Genomic DNA, 22,794 nt, shown 5'->3' with positions numbered 1-22,794 from the left:
GTGACCGACATTCTCATGCCGGCGCTGTCGCCCACGATGGAAGAGGGCACGCTGACCAAGTGGCACATCAAGGCTGGCGACACGGTGTCGGCCGGCCAGGTGATCGCCGAGATCGAGACCGACAAGGCGACCATGGAGGTCGAGGCCGTCGACGAGGGCGAGGTGCTGGAAATCCTCGTCGCCGAGGGCTCGGAGAACGTGAAGGTCAATACGCCGATCGCGCGTCTGGCCGGCGAGGACGGCGCCGCCGCTCCGGCGCCGAAGGCTGACACGCCCGCCGCCAAGCCCGTGGCGGACGCTCCTGACGAGGACAAGTCCGGCGATCCGGAGAAGAAGGACGACACGGCGAAGGGTCCCAGGGTCGAGCTGCGCGATCCGGAAATCCCCGCCGACGCCAAACTGGTCAAGACCACCATCCGCGACGCCCTGCGCGACGCCATGGCCGAGGAGATGCGCCGCGACGAGGGCGTGTTTCTGATCGGCGAGGAAGTCGCCCAGTATCAGGGCGCCTACAAGGTCAGCCGCGAACTGCTGCAGGAGTTCGGCGACAAGCGCGTGGTCGACACCCCGATCACCGAGCACGGCTTCGCCGGCCTCGGCGTAGGCGCGGCCATGGCCGGGTTGAAGCCGATCGTCGAGTTCATGACCTTCAACTTCGCCATGCAGGCGATCGACCACATCATCAACTCGGCGGCCAAGACGCTGTACATGTCGGGCGGTCAGATCCGCGCCGGCATCGTCTTCCGCGGTCCCAACGGCGCCGCCAGCCGGGTCGGCGCCCAGCACAGCCAGGACTATTCGGCCTGGTACGCCCAGGTGCCGGGCCTCAAGGTCATCGCGCCCTATGATGCGGCCGACGCCAAGGGCCTGCTGAAGGCCGCCATCCGCGACCCTAACCCTGTCGTCTTCCTCGAGCACGAAATGATGTACGGGCTGGAGTTCGACGTGCCCGAGGTCGAGGACTACGTCCTGCCGATCGGCAAGGCCAAGGTCCGGCGCGAGGGGACCGACGTCACCATCACCGCCCACAGCCGCATGATCGGCTTCGCCCTGCAGGCGGCCGAACAGCTGGCCGGGGAGGGGATCTCCTGCGAGGTCGTCGACCTGCGCACCCTGCGGCCGCTGGATCATGAGACCATCGTCGAGAGCGTGAAGAAGACCAGCCGCCTGGTCTCGGCCGAAGAGGGCTGGGGTCCGATGGGCGTCGGCGCGGAAGTCGTCGCCCGGGTGATCGAGCACGCCTTCGACTACCTCGACGCCCCGCCGCTGCGGGTGCATCAGGAGGATGTGCCGCTGCCCTACGCCGCCAACCTCGAGGCCCTGTCGCTACCGGGCGTCGACAAGATCGTCGCGGCCGTGAAGCAGGTGATGGCATGACCGAGCCCGCAGACCACCAGTTGAAGACGCCCGCCAGCGTCGCCGCCGATCCGGATGCCATCGAGGTCCTGCGCATGTGGTGGTCGAACAGGGAGCCGGTCATGTCGATCAAGCCGGCCTTCAGCGACCCGGCCATGTTCGGCCGCATGCTGGCCTATGCCGCCACCCACATGGCCCACGGCTACAAGGTGCGGCACGGGATGGACGAGCGCGCCGCCTACAACCAGATCCTGACCGGCATGAGCGACGCGCTGAAGGCGCAGAACGTCCAGACCGTCGTCGAGACCGCGGACGAGACAGGGAGCGTCCAATGACCGACATCCTGATGCCCGCCCTGTCGCCCACCATGGAAGAGGGCGTGCTGGCCAAGTGGCACGTCAAGGTCGGCGACGTGGTCAAGGCCGGCGACGTCATCGCCGAGATCGAGACCGACAAGGCGACCATGGAGGTCGAGGCCGTCGACGAGGGCGAGGTCACCGACATCCTCGTGGCCGAAGGGACCGAGGGCGTGAAGGTCAATACGCCGATCGCCCGCCTGAAGGACGAGGGCGGCGCGGCCGCCCCGGCCGCCAAGGTCGAGGCTCCGAAGACCGACACCGCAAAGCCGGCGCCGGCTGGCCACGAGAGCGGTCAGGCCGTGGCGACGCCGCAAGGCGTGAAGGCGGTCGAAGCGACGCTGCCGAAGCCCGGCGCCTCCGGCCAACGCGTCTTCGCCTCGCCGCTGGCGCGCCGCATCGCCGCCCAGACCGGCGTCGACCTGAATACCGTCAAGGGCACAGGCCCGCACGGCCGCATCGTCAGGCGCGACGTCGAGGGCGCAGGCAAGGGCGGCGTCCAGCCGTCGGCCGCCGGCGCCCCGGCTCCGGCCGGCGAGGCTCGCAAGGTCCAGTCGCTGGCCCAGATGGGCATCCCCGACGGCACCTACGACCTCGTGCCGCTGGATGGCATGCGCAAGGCCATCGCCCGGCGCATGACCGACAGCTTCCGCGACGTGCCGCACTTCCCGCTGACCATCGACTGCGAGATCGACGGCCTGCTGGCGGCGCGCGCCAAGGTCAACGCCCTGCTCGAGAAGGACGGGATCAAGGTCTCGGTCAATGACTTCGTCATCAAGGCCTCCGCCATGGCCCTGAAGGCCGTGCCGGAAGCCAACGCCAGCTACTCGCCCGAAGGCCTGGCCATGCACCACAACGCCGACGTGGCCATGGCCGTGGCCATCGAAGGCGGCCTGATCACCCCGATCATCCGCAAGGCCGAAACCAAAACCCTGTCGCAGATCGCAACGGAGTCGAAGGACCTCGCCAAGCGCGCCCGCGACCGCAAGCTGAAGCCCGAGGAGTTCCAGGGCGGCACCTTCAGCGTGTCCAACCTGGGCATGTTCGGAATCAAGTCGTTCGCCTCGATCATCAACGAGCCGCAGGGCGCGATCATGAGCGTCGGGGCAGGGGAGCAGCGTCCCGTGGTGAAGAACGGCCAGTTGGCCGTCGCCACCGTCATGTCGGTCACCCTGACCTGCGATCACCGCGTCGTCGACGGGGCTACGGGAGCGAAATTCCTGCAGGCCTTCAAGGCCATGATCGAAGATCCTGTGACGATGCTGGCGTAGGGAATGAGCCGTGGCTGAATTCGATCTCATCGTCATCGGCTCCGGCCCCGGCGGCTACGTCGCGGCGATCCGCGCCAGCCAGCTGGGCCTGAAGACCGCCATCGTCGAGCGTGAGGCGCTGGGCGGCATCTGCCTGAACTGGGGCTGCATCCCGACCAAGGCGCTGCTCAAGTCGGGCGAGAAGTACGAGAGCCTGTCGCACCTCAAGGACTACGGCCTCTCCGCCGACAAGGTCGGTTTCGATTTCGACGCCATCATCCAGCGCTCGCGCGGGGTGGCCGCCCAGATGAACAAGGGCGTCACCTTCCTGATGAAAAAGCACAAGATCGAGGTGATCGAGGGCACGGCGAAGCTGGAGAAGGGGACCGCGGCGCCGAAGGTGGTCGTCGCTCTCAAGGCCGGAGGTTCACGTACGATCGAGGCTAGGGCGGTCATGCTGGCGGTGGGGGCCCGCGCCAGGGCCCTCCCGCAGATCGGCCTCGAAGCCGACGGCGACCGCATCTGGGCCTATCGCGAGGCCATGGCTCCGAAGAAGATGCCGGCCTCGATCGTGGTCATCGGCTCGGGCGCGATCGGAGTGGAATTCGGAAGCTTCTACAGAGCCTTGGGCGCGGAAGTTACTGTCGTGGAAGCGGTCGACCGGATCATGCCGGTCGAGGACGAGGAGGTCTCAAAGGCCGCGCAGAAAGCCTTCGAGAAGCGCGGCATGAAGTTCCGCACCGGCTGCAAGGTCACCAGGGTGTCCAAGGGCGGGAAGGGCGTGCAGGTCGCCATCGAGGCCGGCGGCAAGGCCGAGACGCTGGAGGCCGAGGTGTGCATCTCGGCGGTCGGCATCACCGCCAACACCGACGGCATCGGCCTCGAAGCGCTCGGCGTGGCCATGGACCGCGGTCACATCACCATCGACGGCCACTGCCAGACCAATGTGAAGGGGTTGTACGCCATCGGCGACTGCGCCGGCGCGCCCTGGCTGGCCCACAAGGCGTCGCATGAGGGCATCCACGCTGCGGAGCACATCGCCGGCTTCAAGACGCCCAACGTCCATTCGCCGATCGCCGGCTGCACCTACGCCCAGCCGCAGGTCGCCTCGGTCGGGATCACGGAGCAGGGCGCCCGGGAGGCGAAGCGCGAGGTGAAGATCGGCCGCTTCCCGTTCCGGGTGAACGGCAAGGCCGTCGCCGCCGGCGAGATCGAGGGCTTCGTCAAGACGATCTTCGACGCGAAAACCGGCGCGCTCATCGGAGCCCATATGATCGGAGCCGAGGTCACGGAGATGATCCAGGGCTATGTCACCGCCATCGCCATGGAGGCGACGGAAGAGGACATTCACGGCATCGTCTATCCGCACCCGACCATGTCAGAGGCGATGCACGAGGCCGCGCTCGACGCCTACCAGCGGGTTCTGCACATCTGACGGATCAACCCGACCGGACCGGCGTCGCGGGACGGGCGCTCTGCGTGTACTCGCGCGCGGACGGGATCGAGCTGTCGCTGGAGTCGTAGCGCGTACAGCGGCCCCGGAAGTTGGCCCGCTGGCAAAGCTCCCAGACGCCGCTCTGAATCCGGATCGACCGGACCGGCCAGGGGAGATTCAAATCCGGGCGGCTGCCCGTGACCGTGATAGACGGACCGCGATAGCCGACGTCGCGGTAGAGGGTCGCGGCGGCCGGTCCGGCGCCGGACGCCTGCACTGGCGGACTCTCGCCCGGCGGCGCGACCAGCGAGAGGAAGGCGAGGAGCAGAACGGAGGGGGTCATGCATGATCTCCCTTGAGCGGGCGATATCGACGCAACCCGGCCAGCCTATACCCATCCGGCCTGTCCGGCCACCGACGAGTGTCTCGCCTAAGATATATTATGCGAAATGTTACGCGGCCCGGTCACTCGCCGGCTGCCGCACCGCGTCGCGGACCCTGGCGCCGATCGTCGCCCTGTCGACGGCCGCCGTTCAGCATCATCAGCTCAAGCCGGATTTCGGTCAGGCGTTGCTCGACGCAGCCGATGGCGACCACGATCGTGGCGACGGCCATCGCGCCCGCCTGGAACGCCAGGGTCACATAGGGCAATGAGACACCGGCGATCTGGCTGTAGAGGACGGTGATGACCATGACCGTGCCGACGACACCGACGGCGCTGAGACCAACGGCCTGAAGCGTGGACCGCATGGGCGCCCGCTGATTGACCCGGCTGCCGGGCTTGCGCCGGTCGCGGCCCCGGCGTTCCGTCCGGGCGCGTCGCTCAGTGATCAGCGTGGGGTCTTCGTGCTTCTCAGCCAGGATATCGGCTTCGATGGCCATCACTCACTCCTGTTCGATACTGCCGCCGGACGATCGGCCAGAGCGGTCATGCCGCCGCCCTCCTGCTGGAGACCTCGCGTTCGGCGCGGAGCACATAGCGGATCTGATAGGCGAGCAGCCGCCAGTTCAGCGGCTTCATCACGAAGGACGTGGCGCCGAGATGGAAGCAGCGGTCGATCGCCTCGACGTCCTCGCGGCCGGTCTGAACGATGACCGCGGGATCTTTCAGGGACGGATCGTTGCGGATGCGGGACAGAACTTCGAAGCCGTCGATCCCGGGCATCTCCAGATCGAGAAGGACGAGATCGTAGCGGCCCGTTTTCAGGCTATCGAGCGCCGCGGCGCCGTCGGCGGCCAGATCGACTTGGGTGGTCGGCGTGGCGAGATTGACCTGGGCGAAGGCTCTCAGGATCGGATCGTCGTCGACGAAGAGGATCCGAGCCTCGTCCTGCAGGACGTAAAAGAAGCCGCCACTCATTGGGATCTCCCCGGAAGGGCCCTCCGCCCTCCCCTTATCCCCGACACTTCATATTAAGGCTCGAGTCATTAAGGGACAGTATAAGCCACAGTATCCGTGGGACTTTGGGTGGCCGTGTTGGGGAGTTCTTCTCGCAGAAGCGGCAGTTCCATCAGCCGGAAACTGGTCGGTCTCGTGCTGGCCGCCCTTGCCACCACCTGCGTCGTGGTCGCCACGCTCATGGGCTGGACCGACGCCCGCCGGCAGACCGCCCTGGAAGCGCACCGCTTCACCCAGACGGCCACCGTCATCGGCTCCCTCGCGGCGAACGCCGTGCACGCGGAGGACCGGGTGGGAACCTTCGCCTCCCTCCGCGCCATCGCCCAGATGCCGGAAGTCACCTACGGCCGTATTGAAGGCCACTCCGGCCGTCTGCTGGCCGAGACGGGCGGCGGCGTCCGACTGGCCTCCGACGCCCGCGTGACCAGCGGCGACCGGCTGTCAGTCTGGTCGGTGCTGACCACAGGAACCCTGCAGGTCAGCGCTCCCGTGGTGCACCAGGGCGAACAGGTCGGCCGGATCACCCTGCTGGCCAAGACGCCGGGACTGCGCGAGCGGGTTCTCGGATCGGTGCTGGTCGCCCTGCTCGGCACGGCCATCGCCGCCCTCGCCGGCCTGCTGATCGCACTCCGCCTGGCCCGCCGGATCAGCGAGCCGATCGTGCGACTTGCCGCCTTCGCCAATCAGGTGCGGGATTCCGATGACTTCTCCGCCGACCCGGACATCGCGGCTGACGGCGAGGTCGGCGACCTCGTCAGCGGTCTGCGCTCCATGCTTCAGGGCCTGCGCGAGCGGGACCGGCGGATCGCGGACCACGTCGCCGGGCTAGAAGACACGGTGGCCACGCGGACCGCCGAACTCAGCGAGGCCAAGCTGGCGGCCGAGGCGGCCAACGCGGCCAAGTCCGACTTCCTCGCGGTGATGAGCCATGAGATCAGGACCCCGATGAACGGCATTCTCGCGCTCAGCGAGCTGCTCGCCACGTCCGACCTGTCGGCGCGTCAGAGGCGGCAGGCGGACGTCATCGCCAAGTCCGGGCGGTCGCTGATCACCATCATCAACGACATTCTCGACTTCTCGAAGATCGAGGCCGGCAAGCTGGAGCTGGAAACGCTGCCGGTGGACCTGTCGGAGCTGGCGGAGGATGTGGCCAGCCTGTTCGCCGAACGGGCGGCGGAGAAGGCGCTCGATCTGGCGGTCTTCGTCGATCCCGGCATCAGTTCGGTGTCGGCCGATCCCACACGGCTGCGGCAGATCCTCGGCAACCTGGCCAACAACGCGATCAAGTTCACCGAGACCGGCGGGGTGATGATCAGGGTCACGGCGGGCGACGCTCCGGACGAGATCCGCTTCGCCGTTGTCGACACCGGGCCCGGGATTCCCGCCGACAAGCTGCCGCGCCTGTTCGAGGCCTTTTCGCAGGCGGACCAGAGCACCACCCGCAAGCACGGCGGCACGGGCCTGGGGCTGACGATCTGCGACCGTCTGGTGCGCGCCATGGACGGCCAATGGAATCTCGAGAGCACCGAGGGGGTGGGCTCCAGCTTCGGCTTCACCGTCGCCCTCCCGGCCGCTGGCGAGGCGCCGGTCCTCCCCACGTTCGGCCCGGACTGGACCATCAGCATCACCGGCCCCGCGAAACAGACCGCCGGCGCGGTGCGGCTTTACGCCGGGGCGCTCGGCGTGCGGGTCGCTGAGTCGGATCAGCCGTGCGCCGCCCGTATCGTCGCCAGGGGCGGCGACGGCGTCGGACTGTCGTTCGCTGACGCCGATCGCAATGCGACCGAATACATGCTGGCGGCCCCGATGCGCCGCGCCGACCTGATCCATGCGCTGACCCGGATGCACGCCGGCGAGGCGCCGGTCGCGGAGGGCGCGGTCTTGGGCGGCTTTCAGGGGGCATCTTTCCCGGGCGCCAGGGTGCTGGTGGTCGACGATGCCGAGGTCAACCGCGAGGTGGCCGCGCAGGCGCTGGAGCGGCTGGGCGTCGAGGTCGGCTTCGCCGGGGATGGCTTGGAAGCCGTCGAAGCCTTGCGGAGCGCCGTCTATGACCTGGTGCTGATGGACGGATCGATGCCGCGCCTCGACGGCTTCCAGGCCACGATCCGCATCCGCGAGGAAGAACAGGAGTCCGGCCGGCCGCGGGCGACCATCCTCGCCCTGACCGCCCACGTCATCGGCACCGCGGCCGACGCCTGGCGGCACGCCGGTATGGACGGGGTCGTCCATAAGCCCTTCACGCTGCAGGACCTGTCGCGCGCGCTCCAGCTTCACTGCGGCCAGTTCATGGCCGAGCACCAGCCTGACACCGCGCCGGCCGCCGAAGCTCCGGCAGCAGCGGCGGCGGCCGACAGCCTGTTCGATCCGGCCGTTCGGGAAGATCTCGCGACAATGGCCGCCACCGGCAAGGTCGATTTCGTCGCCCGAATTCAGGCCCTGTATCGGGAGCACGCCCCCCAGCGAACGGCCGAACTCGTCAGCGCATGGAAGGATGACAATGCCGAGGGAGTCGCCCGCGCCGCCCACGCCCTGAAGTCAATGAGCCTCAGTCTCGGGGCCCGGGCCGTCGCGGAAGCCTCAGGCGCGATCGAGGCGTCCGCCCGCGCCGGCGTTCTGGCGCCGGGGGCTCTGGAACGTCTGGCGGTCCTGCTGAGCGAGACGTTGGCGGTTCTGGGGTCCGGCGACGGCCTCGTGGCGGCGGTGCAGGACCCCGGCGAGACGCTTCGCCTGGCGATCCAGAGCGGCGAGATCGACCTCGCCTACCAGCCGATGATGGACCGGACGGGCGAGTTCGCCGGCAAGGTCGAGGCGCTGGTGCGGTGGACCCGGGCGGACGGCAGCACCCGCGCGCCGGACGAGTTCGTGGTCGAACTGGAAGCCGCGGGCGCCATCGAGCAACTCACCGACTTCGTGCTCGATAGGGCCATGCAGGTCGTCGGCCAGCGGCCCGACATCAAGGTGTCGATCAACGCCTCGGCGGGAGAGTTCCAGCGCCGGGACTTCGCCGCACGACTCCAGACCGCCGCCGGTCGCAACGGCTTCCCGCTGGAACGGCTCGAGATTGAGGTCACCGAGACCGCCATTCTCGACATCGACGCGGCCCGTCCGACGATCGAGAGTCTGACCGCGCTGGGCGTCGGCGTCGCCCTCGACGATTTCGGGTCCGGCTACACCAGCCTTCGCGCACTGCGCGAACTGAAATTCACCACCCTGAAGATCGACCGCAGCTTCGTGGAACGCTGCCAGGAAGATACGGCGTCAGCCGCCATCATTCACGCCATCATCTCGGTCGGCCGCTCGCTGGGCATGCAGATCGTGTGCGAGGGCGTCGAGACCGAAGAACAGTCGAAATTCCTCCGGACGGCCGGCGTTCATATTATCCAAGGCTATATCTACAGTCGCCCCCTCCCCTTCGCGCAGCTTCCCCCGTCCCGGGAGGAAGCCGCCTGATGTCTCGCGCGTTCACCATCTCGTACAGGTTCCACCGGTAGTCTCTTTCATGGCCAACATCCTCATCGTCGACGACGACCCGACCATCCAGCTGATCGCGGGCGAACTGCTCAAGGCGGAGGGCCACGCCGTGGTCCACGCCGGAGACGGCGTCGAGGCGCTCAGGGCGCTGGTGACCATCCCGGCCGACCTCGTGGTGCTGGACATGCTGATGCCCAACATGGACGGGCTCGAGACGATCATCGAAATGCGGAAGAGCCATCCAGCGGTGAAAATCCTCGCGATCTCGTCCGGAGGACCGATGGGGCCCCACGATCTGCTGCGCACAGCCAAGCTGTTCGGGGCGGACGACACCCTCGTCAAGCCGCTCACATTCTCCACCTTCGGGGCAACCGTCGAACGCCTGCTCGACCAGCCCGACAGGGCCCAGAGCCCTTTTGCGCAGAACGCCTAGGAACGGCGTCCGCCGCTGCTCAACCTGACCCGCCGCAAGGCAAGAATACTTAACCTCTTGATTGTATAAGGGACATCCAGTCTCGGACCAACGACCGCAATGTTGAGAGCAGGCGGTGTACAGGGTAGGCGGAAGAGTCGTGCGATACATCTCCTGGGCCAGACGGTTCGGCAGGGATAGCCGGGGGTCGATCGCGCTGAAGGCGGCGCTGATCCTGCCGGCCGTTCTGATGATGGGCGCGGGGGCTTTCGACCTCACCCAGGTGCAGGCCTCCAAGGTTCGCCTTCAGGATATCGCCGACAGCGCCGCCCTTGCCGCAGCCAATGACCTGTCGCTGGCGACCGACGGCTCGAACGCGAAGGAGCGCGCCCGAGCGTATGTCGACGCCCAGCTTGGCGAGTGGGGTGACCATGCGCCGACCGTCGCACCCACCTATGAGGTCGTGGAGATCGATGGCCAACGCGCCATTCAGGTTCGGCTGGAGGGACACCGGCCTTCCTTCTTCGCCAGCCTGCTGCCGCCGGGGGGCTGGCATTTCAACGCCCGGTCGACGGCCACCACCATGGGTATGGTGCCGCTGTGCGTGCTGGTCACCGGCGACACCGGAACCAGGGTCCTCCACCTTCAGGACAGCGGCCGTATGAACGCCCCCGCCTGTCTCGTCCACTCGAACCGCGACATCGTCGTCGACGGCGGCTCCATCACGGCCGCCGCGGCCCAGGCGGTGACCTCCGCCAGCGGATTCATCAGTCCGACGGCGGGCACCGGCGCCGCCTCCATCGCCGACCCGTTCGCCAACCTCGACCTCGGCCGGCAGCACAACCTGCTGTGCAGCGTCGCCGACCTGCTCCGCCCGGTCATCGTCAACTCGGGGACCCACTATATCGACCCCGGCAAGCACTGCGGCGGCATCTGGGCCTCCGGCACGGCGCGGATCGTGCTGAGGACGGGCGATCACTTCTTCCTCGGCGGGCACCTGATCATCAGCCAGAACGCGCGGCTTGAGGGACAGGATGTGGCGCTGTTCTTCGACAGGGCCTCCAGATTCGAGTTCAAGGATCGGGCCCTGGTGAATCTCGACGGCCGCAAGTCGGGACAGTTCGCCGGCCTCGTCGTCGGCGGCACCCGCGACAACACACAGGACTTCATCATCTCCGCGGACCACGTCGAGGCTCTGCTCGGCGTCATCTACGTTCCTTCGGCCAGGCTGGTCGTTCAGGGCTCGGCGGACATCGCCCGCGACAGCGCCTGGACGGTGATCGTCGCGAAAGCGGTCAAGATGCAGGGCTCGCCGTCCCTGTTCATCAACGCCAACTACGACGCCAGCGGCGTCCCCGTGCCCGACGGCGTCGGCCCGCGGACCGGCGGATCACGCCTGATCGACTAGGCCGCGTCGGCCTCGTGGCACGCGATCAGGCGCTCGATCCGCCACAGCTCCAGCACCGCGACCAGCTGCCGCGCCCGCCAGACCCCGATCAGATAGACGCCGACGGCCAAGGTCATGGCGGCGGCCAGTTGCCAGACCAGGGCCTGGTGCTCCCGGAACAGGGCGATCAGGCCATCCGGCATCACCTCGGCCAGACCGAGCACGATGGTCAGCGGAATGCTGATGTAGAGCAGCGCCACGAGCTGGAACATGTGCTCGTGCCGCTTCAGGTTCAGGGCCGCCAGGGCGACGATGGCGTCGATCTGGTCCGGCGCGGCGTCCAGCAGGCCGAAGGCCCGGGTCGTCGAGGCGTTGCGGCGCAGGCCTGTGACGACGTCGTTGCCGAAATACGTCCACGAGCCGGGCGTGCCCAGCCAGCTCGCCGGCGCCGTCCAGATCGAGAACTCACGCTTCAGGGCCCACCACACCTCCCAGACCGGATGAGGCGGGTCGCCGGCTCGCCAGAATCGTTTCCGGTCGTTCACGGCCGCGCCGGCGGCGCCGGCCGCGCCTGCAGCCGCGCCGCCAGACTCGACGTATCCCATCGCGATCCCCCCATGGATTGCACCTCGGAATAGAACTGATCGACGAGCGCCGTCAGCGCCAGATGCGCGCCGTTGGCGCGGGCTTCGTCCAGCACCAGTCCCAGATCCTTACGCATCCAGTCGACCGCGAAGCCGAACTCGAACTGGCCCGCCGCCGCGGTCGTCCAGCGGTTGTCCATCTGCCAGGACTGGGCGGCGCCCCTGGAGATCGCGTCATAGACGGCGTCGGTGTCGAGCCCGACGGTCTGGGCGAAGTGGACGGCTTCGGCGAGGCCCTGGACGACGCCGGCGATGGCGATCTGGTTGACCATCTTGGTGAGCTGCCCCGATCCCGAGTGACCCATGTGCTTCACGGCCTTCGCGTAGTGCATCAGCACCGGTTCGATCCGCGCCAGCGCCGCCGCATCGCCACCGGCCATGACGCTGAGCTGGCCGTTCTCGGCCCCCGCCTGCCCGCCCGAAACCGGCGCGTCGATGAAGAAGGCCCCCTGCCCCGCGGCCCGTTCCGCCATCTCGCGGGCCACCTTGGCGGACGTCGTGGTGTGATCGACGATGACCGCGCCGGGCGCGAGCGTCGGCAGGGCGATTTCGACTACTTCGCGAACATTTTGGTCATTGCCAACGCACAGGATGAACAGTTCGACCCCTGCCGCCGCGTCCTCCACCGTTCCGGCGAAGCGGCCGCCCGTCGCCTCCGCCCAGGCCCGGGCCTTGTCCGGCGAGCGGTTGAAGCCGGCGACGTCGTGGCCGGCCTCGACAAGGTGGCGCGCCATCGGGCCGCCCATCACGCCCAGTCCCGCGAAGCCGATCTTCATGCCGTGTTCCTCAGCTGTCCGGTTGGGCGGCGGCGCCGTAGCGGCCGCGGTAGTAGGTCAGGGCGTCGCCCGGCCGGGTCTCGAAGCGCCGGACCTCGCCGACGATGGTCAGGTGATCGCCCATGACGATGCGGTCGCGGGCCACGCAGTCCAGCCGGGTCAGAGCGTTCTTGAGCCGCGGCGGCTCGGGGCTGGAGCTGTCGAACTCGTCCGACGACAGGCGGCAGACCCCCCAGGCGAAGCGGTCCGACATCTCGCGGTCCTCGACCGGCAACATGTGCACGGCGAAGCGCTCCGCCCGGGCGAAGGCGTCGTGCCGCCACGAGGCTCGGTCGAGACACCACAGGATCAGCGGCGGGCGCAGCGAGACCGAGGTGAAGGAGTTGACCGTGATGCCGAACGGCCCCTCGTCGGTGTGTGCCGTGACGACGCAGACGCCGGTCGCGAACCCGCCCAAGGCCTGCCGGAAGGCCGCGACATCGAACGCGTCAGGGGTGTCTGGAAAGGTCACATGGCACGACTAGGCGAGCCCCGTCAGACCGGCAAGTTCAGATTCCACACCGGCGGCCGACGTGGTGAGCGGTTATCGCAAACGGCTTCTTAACGCCGACCCGGGACTGTGGGGCGAACTGGATGTGTTGCGAGTCCCCCGATGTCCATGAGCGATCGTCCGATCCTCATCAAGAAGGTCAAGAAGGTCGCAGGCCACGGGCACCATGGCGGCGCCTGGAAAGTGGCCTATGCGGACTTCGTGACGGCCATGATGGCCTTCTTCCTGCTGATGTGGCTGATCAACACGACCGATCCGGAGCAGAAGCGCGGCATCGCGGAGTATTTCGCCCCGGCCAGCGTTTCGGCGACCACGTCGGGCTCGGGCGGCATCCTCGGCGGCACTTCGCTCGGCGACGACGGCTCCAAGGGGGCCGGCTCGCAGTCGGTGATCAGCCAGCTGGCCCCGGAGGCCCCGCCGGACGCGCCGCAGGACGCCGGCCAGAGCCAGAACCTCGCCGCGGCCAGCGAAGCGGCCCTGCGCGAGGAAATCGCCCGGCGCGAGGCGGCGGAGTTCGCCTCGGCCGCGGAATCCCTGCGCCAGGCCATGCAGTCCATGCCGGAACTGGCGGAGCTGTCGAAACAGCTGATCATCGACCAGACCCCGGAAGGTCTGCGCATCCAGCTGGTCGACCAGGAGGGCCGCTCGATGTTCGAGCAGAATTCGGCCCGACCGAACCCGCGCGCCCAGCTGCTGCTGCGGGCCATCTCGCGGGTCATCAACCAGCTACCCAATCGCATCTCGGTGACCGGCCATACGTCGGCCGCGCCAGGCTCCAACCGCGCCACCGGGCCGAACGACTGGACCCTGTCGGCGGCGCGCGCCAATGCTTCGCGGCTGATCCTGCAGAGCGCCGGCGTCGATCCCGACCGCGTCTATCAGGTGTCGGGCAAGGCCGGCTCGGACCCGCTCTATCCGGACGACCCGACACTCGCCGGCAACCGCCGCATCGCCATCGTGCTGCTGCGGGAGGCCCCGGTGCTGCCCACGGACACCAGCCTGTGACCGCCCGCCCGCCGCTCAGGCGTCGGGCGAAGGGCCTTGCCGCGCAGGCCGGAGCGGCGCCAAATCAGCGGATGCCGAAGCGGGCGCCAAACTGTCGTCGGAATTGGGTGGGGAGCTGTCGCCCGTGACCCAGTTCGTACCCACGCGTCAGCTTCGCTTCTACATGACCTCGGTGGCCCCCTGCCCCTATCTGCCGGGCCAGACCGAGCGGAAGGTGTTCGCCAACCTGCCCTTCAGCGAGGGAGCCCACGTCAACGACGAACTGACCCAGGCCGGCTTCCGGCGCAGCCAGAACATCGCCTACCGTCCCGCCTGCGAAGGCTGCGACGCCTGCGTGTCGGTCCGGCTGCCGGTGCCCGAATTCAGCTTCTCAAGGTCCGAGCGCAAGGTCCTCAAGCGCAACGATGATTTGACCCGGGACCTGGTCGAGGCCGAGGCGACCATGGAGCAGTTCGACCTGCTGCGCCGCTATCTGCACGGCCGGCACCCCGGCGGCGGCATGAGCACCATGGGCTGGCTCGACTATGTGGCCATGGTCGAGGACACGGCGGTGCGGACCCATCTGATCGAATACCGGCGGCCGTCCGACGACGGCGGGCCCGGCGATCTGGTCGGGGTGTGCCTGACCGACCTGCTCTCCGACGGGCTGTCGATGGTCTACAGCTTCTTCGATCCGGCGCTCGAGGCGCGCAGCCTCGGCCGGTTCGCCATCCTCGATCACGTGCGCCAGGCGGCCATGGTAGGGCTGCCCTTCGTCTATCTGGGCTACTGGGTCCGGGGCTCGAAGAAGATGGACTACAAGGCCGGTTTCCGGCCGCTGGAGCAGCTGACCCGGCTGGGCTGGGAGCGTCTGCCCTAACCCGTCACCGGCGTCGAGGTCTCGTACTCCGACAGCCCATCCCCCTGCCAGGGACCCGGATCGCGCCCTCCGCCGAACTTCACCAGCGCGTCGATCCGCTTCTGGATGGGTGGATGGCTGGCGAACAGGCCTTCCAAACCCACGCCGTCGGGCTGGTTGTCGAGGAACAACTGCTGCACTTCGTCGGGCCCCTTAATCGACGACCGGCCCTCGATCTTGCGCAGGGCCGAGATCATCGCGTCGGGGTTTTTGGTCAGCTCGACCGCGCCGGCGTCGGCGACGAACTCGCGGGTGCGCGACAGCATCATGCGGATGACGAAGGCGAGCACGAAGCCGATCACGGCGAAGGCCAGGCCGATCAGGATCAGCGGCATGGCGTTCTTGTTGTCGCGCCGGCCGCCGCGGGAATAGACGAGGCCGCGGAACACCAGCTCGGCGATGACGCTGATGATGCCGGCGAAGATCGAGGCGATCACCATGGTCCGCACGTCCTTGTTGATGACGTGGGTCAGCTCGTGGGCGAGCACCGCCTCCAGCTCGTCGCGGGTCAGGGTGTTCAGCAGCCCCCGTGTAACGGTCACGCTGTAACGGCCCTCATGCAGGCCGGTGGCGAAGGCGTTGAGGCTGTCGGTCTCGATGATGCGCAGCGTCGGGGTGCGCAGGCCGCGAGAGATGGCGAGGTTTTCCAGCAGGTTGTAGAGTTCCGGCTGGGTCCGGCGCTCGACCTTTCGGGCGCCGGTAAAGGCGTCGATCATGGCCTGGTTGCCGAAATAGGCGATGGCGAACCAGATGCCGGCGATGACAAGCGCCGTCGGCACGGTCCAGCCCAGCCATGACGCGGCCAGCGCCATGTCGTCGCCCAGTCCCCGCCCGGTTCCCGGGAGATAGCCGAGACCCATCAGGATCAGCTGGACGCCATAGAGGATGGCGACCATCAGCACCGGAAAGGCGACGAGCAGCAGGATCGAGCGGGTGTTGTTCGCCCAGATGTGGGTCTGGAGCCCGACGGCGCCCATGGATCAGGCCTGGAAATTCACCGTCGGCGGCGCCGCGCTCAACGTGGCCCGGTCGGCCTCGCCGAGATCGAAGAATGGCTTGTCGGCGCCGAAGCCGACCATGCCGGCGAACAGGACGGTCGGGAACTGGCGGCGCACGGCGTTGAACTCGCTGACGGCGTTGTTGAAGAAACGGCGGGCGGCGGCGAGCTTGTTCTCGATGTCCGACAACTCCGACTGGAGCTGCTGGAAATTGGTGTTGGCCTTGAGGTCCGGATAGGCCTCGGCGACGGCGAACAGTCGACCCAAGGTGGCGGTCAGCATGTTCTCGGCCTGGACCTTGTCGTTGACCGAGGTGGCTCCGGCGGCGGCGGCGCGGGCCTGGGTGACGGCGTCGAGGGTGCCGCGCTCGTGGGTGGCGTAGCCCTTCACCGTCTCGACGAGATTGGGGATCAGGTCCTGGCGCTGCTTTAGCTGGACGTCGATATCGGCGAACGACTGGTCCGCCCGCTGATCCAGCGCGACCAGCTTGTTGTAGCCGCCGACGACGACGAACAGCACCACGGCGACGATGACGCCGATGACGATCAGGGTCGTGAGCATGTCGATCTCCCATCCCGGCCGGATGTCGGCCACGCTTGAATATGGTGCGGATAGCGGGCGGCTGATAGTGAAATCGGTGAAACCTCCTTCTCGCCGTCACCCTCGGGCTTGACCCGAGGGTCGGAGGCGAAGCGGGGCTGTGCGAAGGGGGCGGCCCGGCGATCCGTCAGCAAGCGCCCATCGACGAGCACCGGCCAATCTGATCCTCGGGTCAAGCCCGAGGATGACGGATGAGGGGTGGTCAGCGGAATCTCCTGAGCCCCCGCGGGCCCTGCCGTCCCGCTCCGGCCCGCTTGCCGAGCCAGTCCTTCCAGTCGGGCCAGTTGCGGCGGCGGCCGCCCCCGTCGGTCCATTCCGGGCCGTGGGCGCTGTCGAAGACTGTCACGTCGGCCAGGCCGCCCTGCTTGTAGGACTGCAGCTTGACGCCCTTGCCGCGGCCCATCTCGGGCAGTTCGGCAAGCGGGAAGATCAGCGCCTTGATGTTGTCGCCCACCGTCGCGACGTGATCGCCCGTGACGCGGATGGCCGCGCGCATCTCGCCGTTCAGCACCTGTTTGCCGCCTCGCTTCTGGGCCAGCAGTTCGTCCTCGGGGGCGATGAAGCCGTAGCCGGCCTTCGAGGCGACCAGCAGCCTGCCCCCCGGCTGGTGCGCCAGGAGGTTGACGATGTCGGCCTTCTCGTCGAGGTCGATCATCAGACGCAGCGGCTCGCCGTGCCCGCGGCCCGAGGCCAGCTTGTCGGCGCCCACGGTGAAGATGCGGCCGTCCGAGGCCGCGACCAGGAGCTTGTCTGTCGTATACGCCGGCACCAGGAAGGCGAGGCTGTCGCCCTCCTTGAACTTCAGCTCGGAGGGATCGTCGACCTTGCCCCTGGCGGCCCGGATCCAGCCGCGCTCGGACAGGATGACGGTGATCGCCTCGCGCGGGATGAAGGCCTCGATCGAGGCGATGGCGGAGGTGTCGACAGCCTCGGCGATGGTCGTGCGGCGCGGCGAGACCAGCGCCTTGCGGGTGGCCTCGAGGTCCTTGCCGATCTGCTTCCACTGTTTGGCGGGCGAGGACGACAGTGACTGCAGGGCGGCAAGTTCGTCCGCCAGCTCCTTGTATTCGTTCTCGATCGCCATCTCCTCGATCCGCGCCAGCTGGCGCAGCCGGGTGTCGAGGATGTAGTCGGCCTGGGCCTCGGTCAGGCCGAAGCGGGCGATCAGCACAGCCTTGGGCTGCTCCTCCTCGCGGACGATGCGGATGACCTCGTCGAGGTTGAGGAAGACGATCCGCAGGCCTTCCAGCAGGTGCAGCCGCTTCTCGACGCGCTCGATGCGCCACTGGGCGCGGCGGATCAGCACCTCGCGACGGTGATCGAGGAAGGCCTGCAGACAGGCCTTCAGCCCCATGACCCGCGGCGTGCCGGTGGCGTCCAGCACGTTCATGTTGATCGGGAAACGGACCTCGAGGTCGGAGAGCTTGAACAGGCTCTCCATCAGCACCTCGGGTTCGATTGTGCGCGACTTCGGCTCCAGCACCAGCCGGATGTCCTCGGCCGACTCGTCGCGGACGTCGGCCAGCAGCGGCGCCTTCTTGTTCTCGATCAGGTCGGCGAGGTCGGCGATCAGCTTCGACTTCTGCACCTGATACGGCATCTCGGTGACGACGATGCGCCAGACGCCGCGGCCCAGATCCTCGGTCTCCCAGCGGGCGCGGAGGCGCACCCCGCCCCGGCCGGTCTCATAGGCGTCGAGGATCGAGCCGTGGCCCTCGACGGCGACGCCGCCGGTGGGGAAGTCGGGGCCGGGGACGATCTGGGCCAGTTCCTCGGTGGTCGCCTCGGGCCGCTCGAGGAGCAGATGGCAGGCGTCGATCAGTTCGCCGACGTTGTGCGGCGGGATCGAGGTGGCCATGCCGACGGCGATGCCCGACGAGCCGTTGGCCAGCAGGTTGGGGAAGCCGGCGGGCAGAACGACCGGCTCCTCGTCCTGGTCGTCATAGGTGGGGCGGAAATCGACGGCGTGCTGGTCGATGCCGTCCATCAGCAGCACGGCGGCCGGCGTCAGCTTGCACTCGGTGTAGCGCATGGCCGCGGCGCTATCGCCGTCGATGTTGCCGAAATTGCCCTGACCGTCGACCAGCGGATAGCGCTGCGAGAAGTCCTGCGCCAGACGCACCAGGGCGTCGTAGATCGAGGCGTCGCCGTGCGGGTGATAGCCGCCCATGACCTCGCCGACGACCTTGGCGCATTTCCGCGCCGCCGCCTGCGGGTTCAGCCGCATCTGGTGCATGGCGTACATGATGCGCCGGTGCACCGGCTTGAAGCCGTCACGTACGTCCGGAAGAGCCCGGTTGGTGATGGTCGACAGCGCATAGGCGAGGTAGCGCCGCGACAGCGCCTCGCTCATGGGTTCGTCGATGATGCGTCCGCCCTCGGGCGGCGGGGTGTGAACGGTCATGGGGTCCGAATCGGCAATCTGAACCCCGGAGTCTAGCGCCTAAAGCCGCCCCGCCTCGCGCAGCTTGTCGATCATCCACACCCGCGCGGGCGGCAGCGGTCGGTCGAGCGGGTGGAAGACGAACTGCTCGAGGAAATGACCCGTCAGGCCGAGCCCCGCGCCGACGTCGCCCTCCCCCAGTCCGGCCTGGGCGCCGAGCATGAAGGGCGGCAGATCCAGCAGCTTGTCGGCATAGGGCTGGCCCGCCTGCCGGCTGACGGCGCGGCCGGTGCGCGGGCTGACCCAGACGAGATCGTCCATGGTCCCGGTGACGGCGCAGCGCGACAGGTCGAGGCCGAAGCCGAGATCTTCCAGCAGGCCGGCCTCGAAGCGCACGAAGATGGCCGGCCAGACATCGGGAAGGGCGAAGGCGGCCATCAGCGCCTCGAAGGCGTGAAAGGCGCCAGGATGCGGCTCCCGCTCGGGCAGGGCGCCCTGCGCCACCGCGGCGGCGGCCGCGAGGCCGGTCAGGGCCAGCGGGTCGTCGAAGAGGGCGCTGGGCCCCTCCCCCACCGGCTCCAGACGCGCCGAACCGAGATGGTCCGAGGTCCGGGCGCGATAGTCGGCGACGACGCGGGCGCCGGGCTGCAGGAAGGGCTTCATCTTGCGCGACGCCCCGCCGGCGACATAGGCGGCGCGCCGGCCGTGCCCCTCGGTCAGCAGCTCGACGACCACGCCGGTGTCGCCGTGCGCACGGGCCGAGAGGACGAAGGCGTCGTCGGTGAATTCCATCGGGCAGACCTAGAACGCAGGGAGCAGCCACGCCAGCGGCTTGCGCCCCAGGCAACCTCTGCGTTAGCGTTCGGCATCGTTCGCGTGTCGCGCCGGGGGGCGTTCATGGATAAATTCACCAGCCGGCGCCGCGCCACCTGGCAGTCGAAGGCGCCGCTCTGGCCCTTCCTCGCCGCCGCCCTGGCCATCGCGGTCGCGGGTGGCGCGCTGGTCAGCCTCTACGCCAGCGGCGTGCTGCTCGGCGACGGCACCTCGGGCGGACGGGCGGTGGTCTGGGTCAAGACCGCGTCGAACATCATCATCCCGGCGCTGGCCATCGGCGCCGGGGTCGGCGCACTGCTGAACGGGGTCTTCCTGTCGCCGGCCGGACGTGACGGCGCCCTGAAGTGGAGCGGCTGGCTGATGCTGGCGGCGGCGCTGGGCGCGGCCCCGATGAGCGTGGCCAACGGCATGGAAGCCGATCGGGCCGGCTACGAGATGCGGCTCAAGGAGGCGGTGTCGGATGCGCGGATCGCGGCCCGCCGCTCCGAGACGGACTTCTATCGCCGGATGCATCTGCTCGCCCGGCACCAGGGCTTCGGCATCGAGGCGCTCCGCTCCTCCGGGGGTCTGGAGCAGGCGCGCAAGGCCATCGCCGGGCACAAGGACCTGCTGGCCGCCGCTCGCGGCGACTACGACAAGGGCCAGGCCGAGGCGCGCGCCGCGCTGGCGGACGTCATCGCCGACGAGGCCGACCGCGAAGCCGTCCTCGTCCGTTTCGACACGGCCCAGGTGAAGCGCAAGGCCCTGATGGAGAAGGTCTGGGCGGTGCACGACCGGCTGGTCGCCCTCAGCGAGGAGGAGGTGAACCTGCTTTACGCCAACCGCGGCCGCTGGCGGCCGAACGGCTACGGCGGCGGGACGGTGTCCAGCATGCCCCTGCTCAACCAGCTGAACCGGATCGGCCGCGACCGCAGGGCGGCCTCGAGCGAGCACGACCAGCTCTATGCCGAGATCGCCACCCTGGACCAGGCGACCAATGCGGGCATCGACCGCGTCATCGAGGCGGCCATCCGGGACTGAGGCGGACAGAGCCGGCGATCATTCCGCGGCGATCGTCTCCACCACCGCGCGCGCCCGCTCGTTGGGCACGGCGAAGCTGAGGACGTACTGCTCGATCTTCCAGCCCGAGCGGGTCTTGCGCAGCACGCCTGAGCCACGCGTGACGCCGTAGCTCCGGCTGTCCAGCACCTCGTCGAACCAGGCGATGCAGCCGCACTGGATCGGCGCCACCGTCACCGTCCGCTCGACCGGGGTGTAGGTCCAGCCCTGCCCGCGTGCGAAATACGGCTCGGCGTAGGCGCGGAACTCCGTCAGCGTCCACCGCTCCGTGGCGTCGGTGCCGATGAAGCGGGCGTCCGGCGTGAACAGGTCGAAATAGGCCGGCCCGTCGGCGCGCGAGGCGGCCGCGTGCAGGGCGTCGATGGTGGCCGCGGCCTCCTCCTCGGGCGTTTCGATGGGCGCGGCGACCAGGGCCAGCGCGGCGACGAGTGCGAGCATTGCGGCGTCCTCCCGATGTGACGGACCAGTGCTAGACCAGCCCCGGGCGGGGCGGAAGCGACGGCCGCTGGATTTTATTTAACCAGACGGTTGACAACACGATACGGCGGGTTCATTTAACCTGTCAGTTAGATACGAAGCGTGACCATGGAAACCGATCCCCTCAGCGCCAAGTTCGCCGCCCTCGCCGATCCGACCCGTCGGGCCATTCTGGCGCGGCTGTGCGAGGGCGAGGCCAGCGTCAACGATCTGGCCGAACCGTTCGACATGAGCCTGCCGGCCGTGTCGAAGCATCTGAAGGTGCTGGAAAAGGCCGGGCTGATCAGCCGGGGCCGCGAGGCGCAATGGCGCCCCGCCCGGCTCGAACCCATGGGCCTCAAGGGCATCGCCGAGTGGCTGGAGCACTACCGCCGCTACTGGGACGCCAGCTTCGACCGCCTCGACGCCTACCTGAAGAAAATCCAGAAAGGGGACCCCAATGGCCCAAGAAACTGAAACCAATCCCTGCAACACCGACGGCGTGGCCCACCAGCACGCCCTCGTCCTGCGCCGCGTCATCGACGCCACGCCGGAGCAGATCTGGAAGGCGTGGATGACGCCGGAACTGCTGCAGCAGTGGTTCGCGCCCAGGCCGTGGACGATCTCGGACGTGCAGGTCGATCCGCGTCCCGGCGGCGTGTTCAACTTCGTAATGCACGGACCGGACGGCGAGCGCTTCCCCAACAGCGGAATCTTTCTCGCGGTCGAGCCGAACCGCCGCTGGATCACGACCGACGCCCTGACGCCCGACTGGGAGCCGGCCGGACAGCCTTTCATGGTGGCCACGGTCGAGCTGACGCCGCGCGAGGACGGCAAGACCGACTACGTCGCCACGGCGCGCCACTGGAACGCCGAGACGATGAAGCAGCACGAGGCCATGGGTTTCCATGAAGGCTGGGGCCAGTGCGCCGACCAGCTGGCCGAGCTGCTGAAGAAGCCCAACTGACCCTCCCCGGCCGCGACCGGACCCGCTGAAGAGCCCGCCCGATGACCCTGGTAGAAGATCTGGCCATCCGTCCCACCCTGCAGATGCAGCGCTTCTTCGACGCGCCGCGGGCGCTGGTGTGGCGGGCCTGGACCAACCCCGAGGTCATGGTGCTCTGGCTGGGTCCGGTCGAATGGCCGGCGGTCAGCGCCTCGCAGGACCTCAGGGTCGGTGGCGCATGGCGGGCCTGCCTGCGCTCGCCGCAGACCGGACAGGACCTTTGGCAGGGCGGCGTCTACCGGGAGATCGTGCCCGAGGAGCGGCTGGTCTTCACCTTCAAGTGGGACGAGTCCCACGAGGACGGCCCTCCCGTCGAAACCCTCGTCACGGTTCAGCTCAGCGACGCGCCGGGCGGCGGCACCCTGATGGACTTCACCCACGAAGGCCTGAAGTCGGAACAGAGCCTCGTCGGCCACAGGCATGGCTGGACCAGCACCTTCGAGCGGCTGGAAGCCTTCCTGGCGGCCGGAGGCGCGGATCAGTAACGGCGCCGACGGCGTCACGCGTTCAGTTCAACCT

24 protein-coding genes are annotated in these 22,794 nt (G+C 68.4%); 13 read left to right on the top strand and 11 right to left on the bottom strand.

Features of this window, described 5'->3' with window-relative positions; genetic code table 11:
• The 4 genes from VEC04_RS07905 to lpdA are packed head-to-tail and all read left to right on the top strand — an operon-like array spanning position 1 to position 4,397.
• Positions 1 to 1,377 carry a pyruvate dehydrogenase complex E1 component subunit beta gene (locus tag VEC04_RS07905; protein ID WP_324775566.1) on the top strand — a complete coding sequence of 459 codons (1,377 nt, stop codon included), beginning with the start codon at positions 1 to 3 and terminating at the stop codon, positions 1,375 to 1,377.
• On the top strand, positions 1,374 to 1,691 hold the full coding sequence (locus VEC04_RS07900; RefSeq protein ID WP_324775565.1) for a DUF5076 domain-containing protein: 318 nt from the start codon (positions 1,374 to 1,376) through the stop codon (positions 1,689 to 1,691). The genes VEC04_RS07905 and VEC04_RS07900 overlap by 4 nt, the downstream gene beginning before the upstream one ends.
• Positions 1,688 to 2,983, top strand: coding sequence for a pyruvate dehydrogenase complex dihydrolipoamide acetyltransferase (locus VEC04_RS07895; RefSeq protein WP_324775563.1), 1,296 nt, complete (start codon positions 1,688 to 1,690; stop codon positions 2,981 to 2,983). The genes VEC04_RS07900 and VEC04_RS07895 overlap by 4 nt, the downstream gene beginning before the upstream one ends.
• 10 nt (positions 2,984 to 2,993) lie before the next feature.
• A complete protein-coding gene (gene lpdA, locus VEC04_RS07890; RefSeq protein ID WP_324775561.1) occupies positions 2,994 to 4,397 on the top strand; it encodes a dihydrolipoyl dehydrogenase in 1,404 nt (467 codons plus the stop codon).
• Positions 4,398 to 4,401: 4 nt separating this feature from the next.
• On the opposite strand, the gene VEC04_RS07885 is transcribed toward lpdA, so the two are convergent.
• The 3 genes from VEC04_RS07885 to VEC04_RS07875 form a co-directional block, all read right to left on the bottom strand.
• Positions 4,402 to 4,740: a beta/gamma crystallin-related protein gene (locus VEC04_RS07885; protein WP_324775559.1), complete on the bottom strand. Its 339-nt coding sequence runs from the start codon at positions 4,738 to 4,740 to the stop codon at positions 4,402 to 4,404.
• Between the two features lie 122 nt (positions 4,741 to 4,862).
• Positions 4,863 to 5,279 carry a hypothetical protein gene (locus VEC04_RS07880; RefSeq protein WP_324775557.1) on the bottom strand — a complete coding sequence of 139 codons (417 nt, stop codon included), beginning with the start codon at positions 5,277 to 5,279 and terminating at the stop codon, positions 4,863 to 4,865.
• Positions 5,280 to 5,325: 46 nt separating this feature from the next.
• Positions 5,326 to 5,757: a response regulator gene (locus VEC04_RS07875; protein WP_324775555.1), complete on the bottom strand. Its 432-nt coding sequence runs from the start codon at positions 5,755 to 5,757 to the stop codon at positions 5,326 to 5,328.
• A 174-nt stretch (positions 5,758 to 5,931) separates the two neighbouring features.
• Here VEC04_RS07875 and VEC04_RS07870 point away from each other — a divergent pair, with 174 nt between their 5' ends.
• The 3 genes from VEC04_RS07870 to VEC04_RS07860 all read left to right on the top strand — a co-directional run bounded on the left by VEC04_RS07870 (position 5,932) and on the right by VEC04_RS07860 (position 11,087).
• Positions 5,932 to 9,246 carry an EAL domain-containing protein gene (locus tag VEC04_RS07870; RefSeq protein ID WP_324775553.1) on the top strand — a complete coding sequence of 1,105 codons (3,315 nt, stop codon included), beginning with the start codon at positions 5,932 to 5,934 and terminating at the stop codon, positions 9,244 to 9,246.
• A gap of 49 nt (positions 9,247 to 9,295) precedes the next feature.
• On the top strand, positions 9,296 to 9,700 hold the full coding sequence (locus VEC04_RS07865) for a response regulator (RefSeq protein WP_324775551.1): 405 nt from the start codon (positions 9,296 to 9,298) through the stop codon (positions 9,698 to 9,700).
• A 139-nt stretch (positions 9,701 to 9,839) separates the two neighbouring features.
• A complete protein-coding gene (locus VEC04_RS07860; RefSeq protein ID WP_324775549.1) occupies positions 9,840 to 11,087 on the top strand; it encodes a pilus assembly protein TadG-related protein in 1,248 nt (415 codons plus the stop codon).
• Here VEC04_RS07860 and VEC04_RS07855 read toward each other — a convergent pair.
• From VEC04_RS07855 to VEC04_RS07845, 3 genes are read right to left on the bottom strand one after another with little or no spacing between them, the layout of a single operon-like run.
• Entirely contained in the window at positions 11,084 to 11,611 is a 528-nt protein-coding gene (locus VEC04_RS07855; RefSeq protein ID WP_324775547.1) for a hypothetical protein, read from the bottom strand. The genes VEC04_RS07860 and VEC04_RS07855 overlap by 4 nt on opposite strands.
• Entirely contained in the window at positions 11,608 to 12,486 is an 879-nt protein-coding gene (locus tag VEC04_RS07850) for an NAD(P)-dependent oxidoreductase (protein WP_324775545.1), read from the bottom strand. The genes VEC04_RS07855 and VEC04_RS07850 overlap by 4 nt, the downstream gene beginning before the upstream one ends.
• Before the next feature lie 10 nt (positions 12,487 to 12,496).
• Positions 12,497 to 12,997, bottom strand: coding sequence for a flavin reductase family protein (locus VEC04_RS07845; protein ID WP_324775543.1), 501 nt, complete (start codon positions 12,995 to 12,997; stop codon positions 12,497 to 12,499).
• Between the two features lie 141 nt (positions 12,998 to 13,138).
• On the opposite strand from VEC04_RS07845, the gene VEC04_RS07840 reads away from it, so the two are divergent.
• Both VEC04_RS07840 and VEC04_RS07835 read left to right on the top strand, forming a co-directional pair.
• Positions 13,139 to 14,041, top strand: a complete 903-nt coding sequence (locus VEC04_RS07840) for a flagellar motor protein MotB (protein ID WP_324775541.1) — start codon at positions 13,139 to 13,141, stop codon at positions 14,039 to 14,041.
• A gap of 124 nt (positions 14,042 to 14,165) precedes the next feature.
• A complete protein-coding gene (locus VEC04_RS07835; protein WP_324775539.1) occupies positions 14,166 to 14,900 on the top strand; it encodes an arginyltransferase in 735 nt (244 codons plus the stop codon).
• On the opposite strand, the gene VEC04_RS07830 is transcribed toward VEC04_RS07835, so the two are convergent.
• The 4 genes from VEC04_RS07830 to recO form a co-directional block, all read right to left on the bottom strand.
• The gene (locus VEC04_RS07830; protein WP_324775536.1) at positions 14,897 to 15,916 is read right to left on the bottom strand and encodes a M48 family metallopeptidase; all 1,020 of its coding nucleotides are present in this window, start codon (positions 15,914 to 15,916) and stop codon (positions 14,897 to 14,899) included. The two genes, VEC04_RS07835 and VEC04_RS07830, sit on opposite strands and share 4 nt — an antisense overlap.
• A 3-nt stretch (positions 15,917 to 15,919) precedes the next feature.
• Entirely contained in the window at positions 15,920 to 16,498 is a 579-nt protein-coding gene (locus VEC04_RS07825) for a LemA family protein (protein WP_324775535.1), read from the bottom strand.
• Between the two features lie 241 nt (positions 16,499 to 16,739).
• Positions 16,740 to 18,941 (bottom strand): DNA topoisomerase IV subunit A, encoded by a 2,202-nt coding sequence (gene parC, locus VEC04_RS07820; protein ID WP_324775533.1) that lies wholly within the window; start codon positions 18,939 to 18,941, stop codon positions 16,740 to 16,742.
• A gap of 39 nt (positions 18,942 to 18,980) precedes the next feature.
• Positions 18,981 to 19,712, bottom strand: coding sequence for a DNA repair protein RecO (recO, locus tag VEC04_RS07815; protein ID WP_324775531.1), 732 nt, complete (start codon positions 19,710 to 19,712; stop codon positions 18,981 to 18,983).
• Between the two features lie 105 nt (positions 19,713 to 19,817).
• On the opposite strand from recO, the gene VEC04_RS07810 reads away from it, so the two are divergent.
• Positions 19,818 to 20,774: a hypothetical protein gene (locus VEC04_RS07810; protein WP_324775529.1), complete on the top strand. Its 957-nt coding sequence runs from the start codon at positions 19,818 to 19,820 to the stop codon at positions 20,772 to 20,774.
• A gap of 18 nt (positions 20,775 to 20,792) precedes the next feature.
• On the opposite strand, the gene VEC04_RS07805 is transcribed toward VEC04_RS07810, so the two are convergent.
• On the bottom strand, positions 20,793 to 21,251 hold the full coding sequence (locus VEC04_RS07805) for a nuclear transport factor 2 family protein (RefSeq protein ID WP_324775527.1): 459 nt from the start codon (positions 21,249 to 21,251) through the stop codon (positions 20,793 to 20,795).
• Between the two features lie 147 nt (positions 21,252 to 21,398).
• Here VEC04_RS07805 and VEC04_RS07800 point away from each other — a divergent pair, with 147 nt between their 5' ends.
• The 3 genes from VEC04_RS07800 to VEC04_RS07790 are packed head-to-tail and all read left to right on the top strand — an operon-like array spanning position 21,399 to position 22,760.
• The gene (locus VEC04_RS07800; RefSeq protein ID WP_324775525.1) at positions 21,399 to 21,746 is read left to right on the top strand and encodes a metalloregulator ArsR/SmtB family transcription factor; all 348 of its coding nucleotides are present in this window, start codon (positions 21,399 to 21,401) and stop codon (positions 21,744 to 21,746) included.
• Positions 21,730 to 22,236 (top strand): SRPBCC family protein, encoded by a 507-nt coding sequence (locus VEC04_RS07795; RefSeq protein WP_324775523.1) that lies wholly within the window; start codon positions 21,730 to 21,732, stop codon positions 22,234 to 22,236. Before VEC04_RS07800 ends, VEC04_RS07795 begins: the two co-directional genes overlap by 17 nt.
• A gap of 41 nt (positions 22,237 to 22,277) precedes the next feature.
• Positions 22,278 to 22,760, top strand: coding sequence for an SRPBCC domain-containing protein (locus VEC04_RS07790; protein WP_324775521.1), 483 nt, complete (start codon positions 22,278 to 22,280; stop codon positions 22,758 to 22,760).
• Positions 22,761 to 22,794: the final 34 nt, after the last annotated feature.

The organism is Brevundimonas sp. (assembly GCF_035626535.1).
Classification (GTDB): Bacteria; Pseudomonadota; Alphaproteobacteria; order Caulobacterales; family Caulobacteraceae; genus Brevundimonas.
The sequence above is the reverse complement of the archived record's forward strand: the minus strand, read 5'-3'. Positions and strand labels throughout refer to the sequence as shown.